The organism is Streptomyces sp. NPDC094034 (assembly GCF_040303865.1).
Classification (GTDB): domain Bacteria; phylum Actinomycetota; class Actinomycetes; order Streptomycetales; family Streptomycetaceae; genus Streptomyces.
On sequence record NZ_JBEOUD010000001.1, the window covers coordinates 195,572 to 208,918 of the forward strand.

7 protein-coding genes and 1 pseudogene are annotated in these 13,347 nt (G+C 69.8%); 3 read left to right on the forward strand and 5 right to left on the reverse strand.

All coding sequences use genetic code 11. The annotated features are described in order from the left end of the window. Positions 1 to 143: 143 nt before the first annotated feature. Positions 144 to 1,877: an ABC transporter ATP-binding protein gene (locus ABTZ59_RS00905; RefSeq protein WP_351387523.1), complete on the forward strand. Its 1,734-nt coding sequence runs from the start codon at positions 144 to 146 to the stop codon at positions 1,875 to 1,877. Beyond that, entirely contained in the window at positions 1,877 to 3,802 is a 1,926-nt protein-coding gene (locus ABTZ59_RS00910) for an ABC transporter ATP-binding protein (RefSeq protein WP_351387527.1), read from the forward strand. The genes ABTZ59_RS00905 and ABTZ59_RS00910 overlap by 1 nt, the downstream gene beginning before the upstream one ends. 183 nt (positions 3,803 to 3,985) lie before the next feature. Here ABTZ59_RS00910 and ABTZ59_RS00915 read toward each other — a convergent pair whose 3' ends face one another. The 4 genes from ABTZ59_RS00915 to ABTZ59_RS00930 form a co-directional block, all read right to left on the reverse strand. Further along, positions 3,986 to 5,383, reverse strand: coding sequence for an RNA polymerase sigma factor (locus ABTZ59_RS00915; RefSeq protein ID WP_503001689.1), 1,398 nt, complete (start codon positions 5,381 to 5,383; stop codon positions 3,986 to 3,988). A 102-nt stretch (positions 5,384 to 5,485) separates the two neighbouring features. After that, positions 5,486 to 7,393, reverse strand: coding sequence for a DNA primase (gene dnaG / locus ABTZ59_RS00920; protein WP_351387531.1), 1,908 nt, complete (start codon positions 7,391 to 7,393; stop codon positions 5,486 to 5,488). Between the two features lie 80 nt (positions 7,394 to 7,473). Further along, positions 7,474 to 8,751, reverse strand: coding sequence for an NAD(P)/FAD-dependent oxidoreductase (locus ABTZ59_RS00925; protein WP_351387536.1), 1,278 nt, complete (start codon positions 8,749 to 8,751; stop codon positions 7,474 to 7,476). A 310-nt stretch (positions 8,752 to 9,061) separates the two neighbouring features. Then, the gene (locus ABTZ59_RS00930) at positions 9,062 to 10,426 is read right to left on the reverse strand and encodes a deoxyguanosinetriphosphate triphosphohydrolase (RefSeq protein WP_351387541.1); all 1,365 of its coding nucleotides are present in this window, start codon (positions 10,424 to 10,426) and stop codon (positions 9,062 to 9,064) included. Positions 10,427 to 10,663: 237 nt separating this feature from the next. Between ABTZ59_RS00930 and ABTZ59_RS00935 the strand changes: the two genes are divergently transcribed. After that, positions 10,664 to 12,145 carry a peptidoglycan D,D-transpeptidase FtsI family protein gene (locus ABTZ59_RS00935; protein ID WP_351387546.1) on the forward strand — a complete coding sequence of 494 codons (1,482 nt, stop codon included), beginning with the start codon at positions 10,664 to 10,666 and terminating at the stop codon, positions 12,143 to 12,145. A gap of 113 nt (positions 12,146 to 12,258) precedes the next feature. On the opposite strand, the pseudogene ABTZ59_RS00940 reads toward ABTZ59_RS00935, so the two are convergent. Continuing rightward, a pseudogene (locus ABTZ59_RS00940) lies at positions 12,259 to 13,245 on the reverse strand (sirohydrochlorin chelatase); the annotation flags it as partial. Positions 13,246 to 13,347 lie beyond the last annotated feature (102 nt).

The window sequence follows — 13,347 nt, forward strand, 5'->3', positions numbered from 1 at the left end:
TTCGGGGCGGCCGGAGCACGTTCGCGTTCTTGACCCGTCCTTGGACATTAACCCATGGGGCGAGACGGGGGCGGTACCGCAAGATGGGGGCTGATCCCCGTTCTCGCGACCCTTCATTCCGAGCCGACCCCGAAAGACTGCGCGTGCTGCTACGACTTCTGCGAGCCCATCTCGCCCCGTACAAGAGACCGATAGCCCTGCTGGTGGCGCTCCAGCTGATGCAGACGTGCGCCACCCTCTATCTGCCCACTCTCAACGCCGACATCATCGACAACGGTGTCGTGAAGGGGGACTCGGGCTACATCCTGCGGTTCGGCGGCATCATGATCGCCGTCAGTGTCGTCCAGGTGATCTGCAATATCGGCGCCGTGTACTACGGCGCGCGGACCGCCTCCGCCCTCGGCCGGGATGTGCGGGCCGCCATCTTCGAGCGGGTGCAGAGCTTCTCCGCCCGTGAGGTGGGTCACTTCGGTGCCCCCTCGCTGATCACTCGCACCACCAATGACGTCCAGCAGGTCCAGATGCTGGTCCTGATGTCGTTCACGCTGATGGTGTCCGCGCCCATCATGTGTGTCGGCGGCATCGTCCTGGCGCTCGGCCAGGACATCCCGCTGTCGTCGGTGCTGCTGGCCGTCGTACCGCTGCTCGGGATATCCGTGAGCCTCATCGTCAGGAAGATGCGGCCGCTGTTCCGGACCATGCAGACCCGGCTGGACACCGTGAACCGGGTGCTGCGCGAGCAGATCACCGGCAACCGCGTGATCAGGGCCTTCGTACGGGACGACTACGAGAAGGAGCGCTTCCGGGGCGCCAACACCGAGCTGACCGATGTCTCGCTGTCGACGGGCCGGCTGATGGCGCTGATGTTCCCGACCGTGATGACGGTCGTGAACCTGTCGTCGATCGCCGTCGTCTGGTTCGGCGCGCACCGGATCGACAGCGGCGGGATGGAGATCGGCGCGCTGACCGCCTTCCTCGCGTATCTGATGCAGATCGTGATGGCGGTGATGATGGCCACCTTCATGTTCATGATGGTGCCGCGCGCCGAGGTGTGCGCCGAGCGCATTGAGGAGGTGCTCGGCACCAGTTCGAGCGTCGTACCGCCGGAGAACCCGGTGCGGGAGCTGCGCCGGCACGGGCATCTGGAGGTGCGGGACGCGGAGTTCCGCTTCCCCGGGGCCGAGGAGCCCGTCCTGCGCGAGGTGTCGCTGACGGCGCGCCCCGGTGAGACGACCGCGGTGATCGGGTCGACGGGCAGCGGCAAGTCGACGCTCCTCGGGCTCATTCCGCGACTGTTCGACGCGACCGGCGGGAAGGTGCTCGTCGACGGCCAGGATGTGCGGGAACTGGATCCGGTGCTGCTGGCGAAGACCGTGGGTCTCGTACCGCAGAAGCCGTATCTGTTCTCCGGGACGGTGGCGACGAATCTGCGGTACGGCAATCCGGACGCGACCGATGTAGAGCTGTGGCACGCGCTGGAGGTCGCCCAGGCGAAGGAGTTCGTCGCGGCCCTGGAGGGCGGGCTGAACGCGCCCATCGCGCAAGGCGGTACGAATGTCTCCGGCGGGCAGCGGCAGCGGCTCGCGATCGCGCGGACGCTGGTGCGGCGGCCGGAGATCTATCTGTTCGACGACTCGTTCTCGGCGCTGGACTACGCCACGGACGCGGCGCTGCGCGGCGCGCTGGCGCGGGAGACCGCCGAGGCGACCGTCGTGATCGTCGCCCAGCGGGTCTCCACCATCCGTGACGCCGACCGGATAGTCGTGCTCGACGAGGGCCGGATCGTGGGGACGGGCCGCCATCACGAACTGATGGCGGAGAACGAGACATACCGGGAGATCGTGCTCTCCCAGCTGACCGAGGCGGAGGCTGCCTGATGAGCGGTCCAGGCGGACGCATGATGACGGCGGGCCCGGCGCAGCGGTCCATGGACTTCAAGGGGTCGGGCAAGCGGCTGGTGAGGCTGCTGCTCGTGGAGCGGACCACCCTCTGGTGGATGCTCGTGGCCGGTGTGCTGAGCGTCGCGCTCTCGGTCGTCGGACCGAAGATCCTCGGCAAGGCGACGGACCTCATCTTCGCGGGGGTCATCGGCCGAGGCACCCCCGGCGGTGTCACCAAGGCGCAGGCCATCGAGGAGTTGCGGGCCAGGGGCGACAACGGAATGGCCGATCTGCTCTCGGGTGTGGACTTCACCCCGGGCCAGGGCATCGACTTCGGCGCCGTGGGCGAGGTCCTGCTGATCGTGCTGGTGGTCTATGTCGCCGCCGGGCTGCTGATGCTGGTGTCGACCCGGCTCTCCATCCGGGTCATCAACCACACGGTGTACCGGATGCGGGAGGAGATCCAGGCGAAGCTGTCGCGGCTGCCGCTGTCGTACTTCGACCAGCAGCCGCGCGGTGAGGTGCTGAGCCGGGCGACGAACGACATCGACAACATCTCGCAGACCATGCAGCAGACGATGGGGCAGTTGATCAACTCGCTGCTGACCATCATCGGTGTGCTGGTGATGATGTTCTGGATCTCGCCGCTGCTGGCGGTGGTCGCGCTGGTGACGGTTCCGCTGTCGGTGGTGGTGGCGGCGCGGATCGGCAAGCGCTCGCAGCCGCAGTTCGTCCAGCAGTGGAAGGTCACTGGCACGCTGAACGCGCATATCGAGGAGATGTACACCGGGCACGCCCTGGTGAAGGTCTTCGGGCGGCAGAACGAGTCGGCCGAGGCGTTCCGCGAGCAGAACGAACAGCTCTACGAGGCGGGTTTCAAGGCGCAGTTCAACAGCGGGATCATGCAGCCGCTGATGCTCTTCGTCTCCAATCTGAGCTATGTGCTGGTCGCGGTGGTCGGCGGACTGCGGGTCGCCTCCGGCTCGCTGTCGATCGGTGATGTGCAGGCGTTCATCCAGTACTCGCGGCAGTTCTCCATGCCGCTGACGCAGGTCGCGTCGATGGCCAATCTGGTGCAGTCGGGTGTCGCCTCCGCCGAGCGGATCTTCGAACTGCTCGACGCGGAGGAGCAGGAGGCCGACGCACCCGCGGTGGAGCGGCTGCGCGAACCCCAGGGCCGGGTCACGCTGGAGCATGTGTCGTTCCGGTACGAGCCCGACAAGCCGCTGATCGATGATCTGTCGCTCTCGGTGGACCCGGGGCAGACGGTCGCGATCGTCGGGCCGACGGGCGCGGGAAAGACCACCCTGGTCAATCTGCTGATGCGGTTCTACGAGGTCACGGGCGGCCGGATCACGCTGGACGGCACGGACGTGTCGCGGATGTCCCGCGCGGAGCTGCGGTCCGGGATAGGCATGGTCCTTCAGGACACCTGGCTGTTCGGCGGCACGATCGCGGAGAACATCGCGTACGGCGCGGCGCGCGAGGTCAGCCGTGAGGAGATCGAGGAGGCGGCGCGGGCGGCCCACGCCGACCGGTTCGTCCGTACGCTCCCCGACGGCTATGACACCGTGATCGACGACGAGGGGTCGGGGGTCAGCGCGGGCGAGAAGCAGCTGATCACCATCGCCCGGGCGTTCCTGTCCGATCCGGTGATCCTGGTGCTGGACGAGGCGACCAGTTCGGTGGACACCCGGACCGAGGTGCTGATCCAGAAGGCGATGGCGCGGCTGGCCCACGGCCGTACGAGCTTTGTGATCGCGCACCGGCTCTCCACGATCCGGGACGCGGACGTGATCCTGGTGATGGAGAACGGCGCGATCGTCGAACAGGGCACGCACGACGAACTGCTGGCGGCGGAGGGCGCGTACGCACGGCTGTACGCGGCCCAGTTCGCCCAGGCGGTCGCCGAAGTGGACTGACCGGCGCGGCTGGTGAGTGTCCGTCATGGGCGCCGCGTCCGTGTCCGCCTTCGGGTGGGTACGGGCGCGGCGCCCGTTTCGGGGATCGGAGATCGGCGATCCGAGCCCGGGCTTCGGCCTTGGGCCTTGGGCCTTGGGCCATGGGGCTTCGGGCTTGGGGCTTCGGGCTTGGGGGCCGCGGTATCAGTCCAGGTAGCCGCGTAGCTGGTCGGCATAGGCGTGGTCGCGGAGTCTGCCGAGCGTCTTGGACTCGATCTGGCGTATGCGCTCACGGGTCACGCCGAAGATCCCGCCGATCTCCTCCAGGGTGCGGGGCCGGCCGTCGGCCAGTCCGTACCGCAGCTGGATGACCTTGCGTTCACGCTCGCCGAGGGTGGAGAGCACGGCGTCCAGATGCTGGCGCAGCAGCAGGAAGGCCGCCGATTCGACGGGGGACGCGGCGTCGCCGTCCTCGATCAGATCGCCGAGCGCGACATCTTCCTCCTCGCCCACGGGGGCGTGCAGGGAGACCGGCTCCAGGGAGAGCCGCAGCACCTCCCTGACCCGGTCGGGGGCCAGCTCCAGCTGGGCGCCCACCTCTTCGGGGGTCGGCTCGTAACCGCGCTCCTGGAGCAGTCTGCGCTGCACGCGTACGACGCGGTTGATCAGCTCGACCACATGGACCGGGACGCGGATGGTGCGGGCCTGGTCGGCGAGCGCCCGGGACATCGCCTGGCGGATCCACCAGGTCGCGTAGGTCGAGAACTTGTAGCCGCGGGCGTAGTCGAACTTCTCGACTGCCCTGATCAGGCCGAGGTTTCCCTCCTGGACCAGATCGAGCATGGTCAGTCCGCGGCCGACATAGCGTTTGGCCACCGAGACGACCAGCCGCAGATTCGCCTCGATGAGACGGCGTTTGGCCATCCGGCCCAGCACGACCAGCCGGTCGAGGTCGAGGGCCAGTTGGGAGTCCAGATCGGGGGTGGAGCTCAGCTTCTCCTCGGCGAAGAGGCCGGCTTCGACCCGGCGGGCCAGGTCCACTTCGTCGAAGGCGGTGAGCAGCGGTATTCGCCCGATCTCGCGCAGATACTGGCGGAAGAGATCGGAGGAGGGTCCGCCGGTGTCGGCACGGCTGCCCGGCCGGCCCGTGGGCTCGGGCACGAGGGGCACCTCCACGGGATGCTCGGTGAGCGGCTCCTCGACGCTCTCGGGAGACGGGGCCTCCGGCTCCCGTACGACCGTCTCGGGGTGGTGCGCGGCGCGGCTCTGCGGAGAAACGGCGGGCGCGTGGCCGGTGGGGGACGCGGCGGGGGGCGCGTCGGAAGGAGCGTGCGCGGGCGCGGGCGGGGGTGCGGGGGTGGAGGGTGGCGCTGAGGGGGGCGCTGAGGGGGGCGCGACTAACGTCTCGGTGAGGGTCTGGGTCTGGGTCTGCACGGGGGGCGACCTCCAGGTGATCGCTGCCGGTTCGGGGCGGGGGGCGTACGGCAGCGGGACGAGGACGGCCGGGCCGCCTTCCGTCCCGTACACGATGAGCGGATCCGCGGGGGTGAGGCGCCCACCGTCGGTAGGCCGGCCGCGCTCCGGTGAACTCAGGCACCGCACCCCAGTGTGGGGTACGACATATCGCTGCCACGAGGGGCGTGCGGTGACTTTTTGCGCCCTGTACGTAACCGTGCCGTTACCGGGCGGAGGCCCGGAGGGGCCCTACAAGGCGGCGGCGCCGTCGTTGCGCAGGGACTGGCCGTACTGCTGAAGCACCCACAGTTCCTTCTGAACGGCGGCGTAATGGTCCGGATCGGACCGCGTGCCCAGCCGGGTGAGCGTGCCGGTCACCTCGCGGACACGGCGGTCGACGGCGCGCAGTCTGACCTGGACGAGCTGCTGGCCCGCGTAGACCTCGTCGATCGTCTTGCCGTGGAAGACCTCGACCGCGAGCTCGGTGACCATGGCGCGCACCACGTCGTTCGGCGCGGCGTCACGGACCCTCGCCAGATACTCGGGGGCGGACTCCAGGCCCTGTTCGGCGCCGCCCGCGTCTTCTATGGCCCGGCGTACGGCGGCGTACGGCGGGGCCGTGAACTCGTCCTCGCCGTAGGCGTCGAAGGCCGGGGAGACCAGCTCGGGCCGCTGGAGGGCAAGCTTCAGCAACTCGCGCTCGGTGCGATGGGCGGGGCTGCGGAGGTTGAGCGCGGGGCCCGCGGGACCCTGCGGGGGGGTGGCGTACGACTGCGAGCGCTCCGAGCGGCGCTCCGGGGCGGGCGCCGGTCCCCGGCCGCCGCGGTCACGCGCCCAGCGCGCCATCTGCGCGACCCGCTTGACCACGAACTGGGTGTCGAGGATGCCGAGGATGCCGGCGAGCTGGACCGCGACCTCGTGCTGCGAGGAGCCGTTCTTGATTCGGGCGACGATCGGGGCCGCCTCGTCGAGCGCCGCCGCCCGGCCCGCCGGGGTCTCCAGGTCGTACCGCCCGACGATCTGGCGGATCGCGAACTCGAAGAGCGGCGTACGCGGCTGGACCAGGTCCTGGACGGCCTCGTCGCCCTTGACGAGCCGCAGGTCGCACGGGTCCATCCCGTCGGGGGCGATGGCGATATAGGTCTCGGCGGCGAACTTCTGGTCGTCCTCGAAGGCGCGCAGCGCGGCCTTCTGTCCCGCCGCGTCCCCGTCGAAGGTGAAGATCACCCGGGCGCTGCCGTTGTCCATCAGCAGCCGTCGGAGGATCTTGATGTGGTCGCCGCCGAAAGCCGTGCCGCAGGTGGCGATGGCGGTCGTGACCCCGGCCAGATGACAGGCCATCACATCGGTGTATCCCTCGACGACCACGGCGCGGCTGGCCTTGGCGATGTCCTTCTTCGCCAGATCGACGCCGTACAGCACCTGGGACTTCTTGTAGATCGACGTCTCGGGGGTGTTGAGGTACTTCGGGCCGTTGTCGTCCTCGCGCAGCTTGCGCGCGCCGAAGCCGACCACCTCGCCGGAGATGTCGCGGATGGGCCACATCAGCCGGCCGCGGAAGCGGTCGATGGGACCGCGGCGGCCGTCCTGGGAGAGGCCGGAGAGCAGCAGTTCCTTGTCGGTGAAGCCCTTGCCGCGCAGAAAGCGGGTGAGATGGTCCCAGCCGACGGGGCTGTAACCGACGCCGAAATGCTCGGCGGCGGCCTGGTCGAAACCTCGCTCGGCGAGAAACGTCCGGCCGGTCTCGGCCTCGGGGCCGGAGAGCTGCTCGACATAGAACTCGGCGGCGATCTTGTGCGCCTCGACCAGGCGGGTGCGCTCGCCGCGCTGGCTCGCCGGGTTGTATCCGCCTTCTTCGTACCGGAGGGTGATGCCCCCCTTGGCGGCGAGCCGCTCGACCGTCTCGGAGAAGGAGAGATGGTCGATCTTCATCACGAAGGCGATGGTGTCCCCGCCCTCCTGGCAGCCGAAGCAGTGGAAGAGACCCTTGCTCGGACTGACCTGGAAGGAGGGGGACTTCTCGTCGTGGAACGGGCAGAGACCCTTGAGGTTGCCACCGCCCGCGCTGCGCAGCTGGAGGTAGTCGGACACGACGGCGTCGATCGGGACCGCGTCCCGAACCGCCTTCACGTCGTCATCGTTGATCCTGCCGGCCACGCGTGAATTCTACGGGGACGTACCGACATCCCTGGACCGTCCGGTACGCGGCCGGGGCCGCCGGAGCCGTCCGTCCCAGGTCAGGCGGGCAGCGAGCCGAGCGGGACAGCCGGGTCGGCGAGGGCGTCCGGATCCAGCCGGGCACCGGAACGGATCAGGCGCTGGATGTCCTCGGTGACGTCCCACACGTTGACGTTCATTCCGGCGAGCACCCTGCGGTCCTTCAGCCAGAACGCGCAGAACTCCCTCTTTCCCGCGTCGCCCCGCACGACCACCTGGTCGTACGAGCCGGGCGGGGCCCAGCCGGAGTATTCCAGGCCGAGGTCGTACTGATCGGAGAAGAAGTAGGGGATCCGGTCGTAGACGACGTCCTTGCCGAGCATGGCGCGGGCGGCGGCCGGGCCGCCGTTGAGGGCGTTGGCCCAGTGCTCGACACGCACCCGGTCGGTGCAGGGCGGGGCGCCCCACCCCGGCAGGGGTAGGGAGGCCACGTCACCTGCCGCGTAGATATCGGGGTCGGAGGTGCGCAGCGCCGCGTCCACGACGATCCCGCCGCCCTCCGCGCGATCGGCGAGGGCGAGACCGGCGGCCTCGGCGAGGGCCGTGCGCGGGGCCGCGCCGATCGCGGCGAGTACATCGTGGGCGGGGTAGTCCTCGCCGTCGTCCGTACGGGCCGAGAGGACCATGCCGTCCTGTCCGGTGATCTCCGTGAGCCGGACACCGAAGTGGAACCGTACGCCGTGCTCACGGTGCAGATCAGTGAAGAGCTGGCCCAGCTCCGGGCCGATGACCCGCAGGAGCGGGGTCTCCTCGGTCTCGATGACAGTGACCTCGGCGCCATAGCCGCGGGCCGCCGCCGCCACCTCCAGGCCGATCCAGCCCGCGCCCGCGATCACCAGATGGCCGTTGTCGCGGCCGAGGGAGGTGAGCACCTGGCGCAGCCGGTCGGAGTGCGCGAGACGGCGAAGGTGGTGGACACCGGCCAGGTCCGTGCCGGGGATGTCGAGGCGGCGCGGTTCCGCGCCGGTGGCCAACAGCAGCTTGTCGTACCGTACGGAGGCGCCGTCGCCGAGATGTACGCACCGGGTGTCCCGGTCGATGGAGGTGACGGTCTGGCCGAGATGCAGCTCCACCTGGGCCTGGGCGTACCAGGCGGGCTCGTGCACGAAGACGCTGTCCCGCTCCTCGGAGCCGGTCAGATATCCCTTCGACAGCGGCGGGCGTTCATAGGGATGGTCGCGCTCGTCACCGATGAGGATCACCCGGCCGGTGAACCCTTCCGCACGCAGGGTTTCCGCCGCCTTGGCCCCGGCGAGTCCACCGCCGACGATGACAAATGTCCGATGTGCGTCGACCACTTGATGCCTCCTCTTCGCGCTGCCGCCATCTGCGAGCGTCCCGCACGGAGCGTGATGGCGAAAGAGGGAGCGCTCCACGGGCATGTCTCACTGCTGTGATCCGGCTACTCTCCTGCAACCGGTGATCAGGAGCCGTGAGGCATGAGGGGCGCATGTCACCCGTTCATCGCACCACCGTCATCGGAGCACCACCCATTGGACCATCCGCGGGGACGCGCGGGCGGGCATGCGTGCGCGGTGGCCGCTCAGTGGTGTCATCGCGATGACGAGCGGGGTCAGGTTGATGAGCGGGGTGAGGTTGATGAGCGGGTCAGCGCGGTGCTGAGCCGCGGCCGGTGAGCGCCGCGTGGAGGGAGCCGGCCGCCGCGTCGGTGAGTGACGCGATCTGGTCGACGATCACGCGTTTGCGCGCCCGGTCGTCGCGGGCGGTGTCGAACAGCGCGCGGAACTGCGGGTCGAGCCCCTCGGGGGCGCGGGCCGTGAGCGCGCCCGCCAGCTCGGCCAGGACGATCCGCTGGTCGGCGCGGAGGACCTCCTGTTCGGCCCGCTGCATGACATAGCGGTCGGCGACGGCCTTGAGGACCGCGCACTCGTACCGGGCCTCGCGCGGGACGACCAGCTCGGCGGCGTACCTGGTGAGCGGGCCCGTACCGTACGCCCAGCGGGTGGCGCCCTCGGCGGCTTCGCAGAAGCGGCCGATGAGCTGGCTGGTGGCGTCCTTCAGCCGGGCCTGCGCGACGGCGGATCCGTCGTACGCATGCGGCCACCACTCCTGCGCCATCAGCCGGTCGAGCGCGGCGGCCAGTTCCTGCGGGTCCGTGCCCGCGGGTACGTAACGGCCGATGGCCACCGCCCAGATCGTGCTCCGCTCGGACGCGGAGGTGAGCGCGGCGGGGTCGACATGGCCCGCGTGCAGCCCGTCCTCGAAGTCATGGACGCAGTAGGCCACATCGTCGGACCAGTCCATGACCTGCGCCTCGAAGCAGGTACGGCCCGCCGGCGCGTCCTTGCGCACCCAGCTGAAGACCGGCAGATCGTCCTCGTAGACACCGAATTTCGCCGAGCCCGGCTCGGTGGGATGCGCGCCGCGCGGCCAGGGGTATTTGGTGGCGGCGTCCAGTGCGGCCCGGGTGAGGTTGAGGCCGACGCTGACCAGGCCGCCGGTCCCGGCGTCGTCGGCCGCCGAGGCGGAGGCCACCGCCTCGGAGCGGACGAAACGTTTCGGCTCGATACGGGTGAGCAGCCTCAGCGACTGGGCGTTGCCCTCGAAGCCGCCGCAGTCGGCGGCGAAGTCGTTGAGCGCCTGCTCGCCGTTGTGGCCGAAGGGCGGGTGGCCCATGTCGTGGGAGAGACACGCGGCCTCGACGAGATCCGGGTCACAGCCGAGCGCCGCACCGAGCTCACGGCCGACCTGGGCGCACTCCAGGGAGTGGGTCAGCCGGGTACGAGGGCTGGCGTCCCACTCCTGGCTGCGCGATCCGGGCGTCACCACCTGGGTCTTGCCCGCGAGCCTGCGCAGCGCGGAGGAGTGCAGGACGCGGGCGCGGTCGCGCTGGAAAGCGGTGCGGCCCGGACGTTTGTCGGGCTCGGGTGCCCAGCGTTCGGTGGCCGCGTCGTCGTACCGGCGTGCCGGTTCCGGAGAGTGCGGTGTGGTGGTGTCGGTGGTGCCTGCCATGCCCCGAAGGTAACCGGCGCGGGTGACCTGCGCGGGCCCCGGGGCACGGGGTCCGGGCATGGGGTTTGGGAACGGGGTCCGGGCATGGGCTCCCCGGGCGCGGGCCCCGGGCGCGGGTCGTACCGGCTCGACGGAACCGCCGGCCGATAGGTCGCATCTTTATCAGGAAGATCGAATGTGTGACCACGTGCGAGTGCGTGGAGGTGACCGCGCGGGTGCGTGGGAGAGGAGAGCTCGATGAACAAGCCGCTGAGGCGTATCGCCATCTTCTGCGGGGTGCTCGTACTCGGCCTGCTGCTGAGGGCCAACTGGCTTCAGTTCGTCCAGAGCGACAGCCTCGCCAACCACGAGAACAACCGCCGGGTGAAGATCGCCCAGTTCTCGCAGCCGCGCGGGGACATCATCGTGGGAGGCCGGCCGGTCACCGGCTCGCGGGAGGTCACGGACGCGGAGTTCGCCTACCGGCGCACCTTCTCCGAGGGCCCGGTGTACGCCCCGGTCACCGGCTACGCCTCGCAGGCCCAGGGCATGTCCCTGCTGGAGAAGACATACGACAAGGTGCTGAGCGGACAGGACGACCGGTTCGCCTTCGGGCGCGCCCTGGATGTCCTCACCGGCGAGAAGCCTCGCGGCGGTGATGTGATCACCACCATCGATCCGAAGGCACAGAAGGCCGCCTACAAGGGGCTCACCGATCTTGACGCCAGGGGCGCGGTCGTCGCCCTCGATCCACGGACCGGCAAGGTTCTCTCGCTCGTGTCCACGCCCTCCTACGATCCTTCCGTCTTCGCGGGGCTGTCCTTCAAGGAGGGCGACAAATTCAAGGCGCTCGACGCCGACAAGAGCAAGCCGCTGGCCAACCGGGCACTTCGGGAGACCTATCCGCCCGGCTCCACGTTCAAGATCCTCACGGCCGCCGCGGCCCTGGAGCACGGAGTGGTCACGGACATCGACGCCCCGTCCGACGCCGTCTCTCCCTATCCCCTGCCGCTCTCCAGCAACAAGATCGGCAGTGAGGCGGGCGACGAGGTGTGCGACCGGGCCTCGCTGAAGACCGCCATGCAGTACTCCTGCAACAACGTCTTCCTCGACGCGGCGTCCAAGGTCGGCGCGGAGAAGATGCGCGAGACGGCGGAGAAGTTCGGGTTCAACGCCGATGTCTACTCGGACGACTTCGGGGACATGCTGGCCACCAAGAGCCTCTACCCCGAGAAGCTGGACCGGCCGGGGACCGCGCTGACGGGCATGGGCCAGGGCAGTCTCACCAGCACCCCGATGCAGATGGCCATGGTGACCGCCGCCCTCGCCAACGGCGGGAAGCTGATGCAGCCCTACATCGTCGAGGAGCTGCGCGGTCCCGATCTCTCCAGCCTGGACAAGCGCGAACCCGCGATCAAGAGCCAGGCCGTCTCCGAGGAGACCGCGGAACAGGTGCGGGAGATGATGGAATTCACCGCCGCCGAGGGCAGCGCGAAAAGGGCGCTGATCGACGGCGTCACGGTCGGCGGGAAGACCGGCACCGCACAGCGCGGGATCGATGTCAGCCAGGAGGTGCCGTACGGCTGGTTCGTCTCCTACGGCCAGAAAGGCGACGCCTCCGTCGCCGTCGCGGTCTTCATCGACCCCACGGACATGGACATCTCCCGTTCGGACATCTCCGGAGGCAAGCTCGGCGCTCCGATCGCGAAGAGCGTCATGAAGGCCGTGCTCGACAGCTGAACGCCGCCCTCCGCGGGTGTCTCATCGGGGGTCTCGGCAGGGCTCGCCCCGGGGCTCTCCAGGCGCGGCGCCCTCAGAGGTGACGTCAAAGGTGGCGTCACAGGTGACATCACAGGTGACGTCAGAGGCTCCGTCAGAGGCGCCGCGAGGGCTTCGTCGTAGCGGTGGAGCAGCAGCCGGGCCATCGCGGGGTGCGCGCCGAGCGGCGCGCTGACGAGCCGGGGCGCGGTGACCAGCCCGGATCCGGCGGCGGCGCTGCGGGTGGCGAAGTATCCGGGCGCGGTGAAGTACGAAGCGATCGCGATGCGGTGGCGGCCGATGGCGGCGAGGGCGCGCAGGGCCTCGGGGACAGTGGGTGAGGCGGCGGACGCGTAGGCGGGGACGACCGGTACGCCGCCGAGACGCTCGCTCAGCATCAGGGCCGTACGGCGGGTGTCCGCCGCCGACTCGGGGTCCCGCGATCCGGCGGCGGCCAGGACGATCCCGGCGTCGTGCCCGGCCGGGTCGGTGCCCGGGTCCCGGTCCCAGCCGGCCTCGACGAGGCGGGCGTACAGCGCCTCGACCAGCAGCGGATGCGGCCCGAGCGGGGCGGCGATACGGGTGCGCAGCCGGGGCGCGACGGCGGCGGCGAACGCGGGCAGGTCGCGCTTGATGTGTACACCACGGCTCAGCAGAAGGGGTACGAGGACGGCCCGGCCGGCGCCCAGGGCGGCGAGAGCGGCGAGAGTATCGGGCAGCCGTGGTTCGTTGAGCTCGATGTGGCCGAGCCGTACGTCGAGCCCGGGGCGCAGTTCGCGGACCCGGTCGAGCAGCGCGGTGATGGTGCGCAGGGCGCGCGGGTCGCGGCTGCCATGGGCGACGACGACGAGGGTCGGTGCCGTGCGGGGCGGGGCAGGGGTGTCGCCGCTCGTGTTTCTCACGGGCCCGTTCCGTCCTCTCACGGTTCCGTTCCGTGTGACGTGGCTGAGCTGGTGACCGAGTCGCTCGGTGATCCGGGTGAAGAGCTGCCCCGCGGTGTCGAAGGGGAACGGCTCCTCGTCCCGTGACTCCCGTGCGGCGGGTTGTGGGGGTGACATGCGGTGGTGTGCCGACTCCGTCATGAACCGAGCGTGCCGGGTCCGCATTGCCGGGCGGTTGCGCGCTGGTGACGGCGGTTTTCCACCACCTCACCGACGGCTCGGGGGCGTTGTCAGACCCCTCAC

What these genes read in the sequence shown, in the direction of transcription:
- ABTZ59_RS00910 (WP_351387527.1), top strand. Translation starts at nt 1,877, where the DNA reads ATGAGCGGTCCAGGCGGACGCATGATGACGGCGGGCCCGGCGCAGCGG.
- ABTZ59_RS00930 (WP_351387541.1), bottom strand. Translation starts at nt 10,426, where the DNA reads ATGGCAGGCACCACCGACACCACCACACCGCACTCTCCGGAACCGGCA.
- ABTZ59_RS00935 (WP_351387546.1), top strand. Translation starts at nt 10,664, where the DNA reads ATGAACAAGCCGCTGAGGCGTATCGCCATCTTCTGCGGGGTGCTCGTA.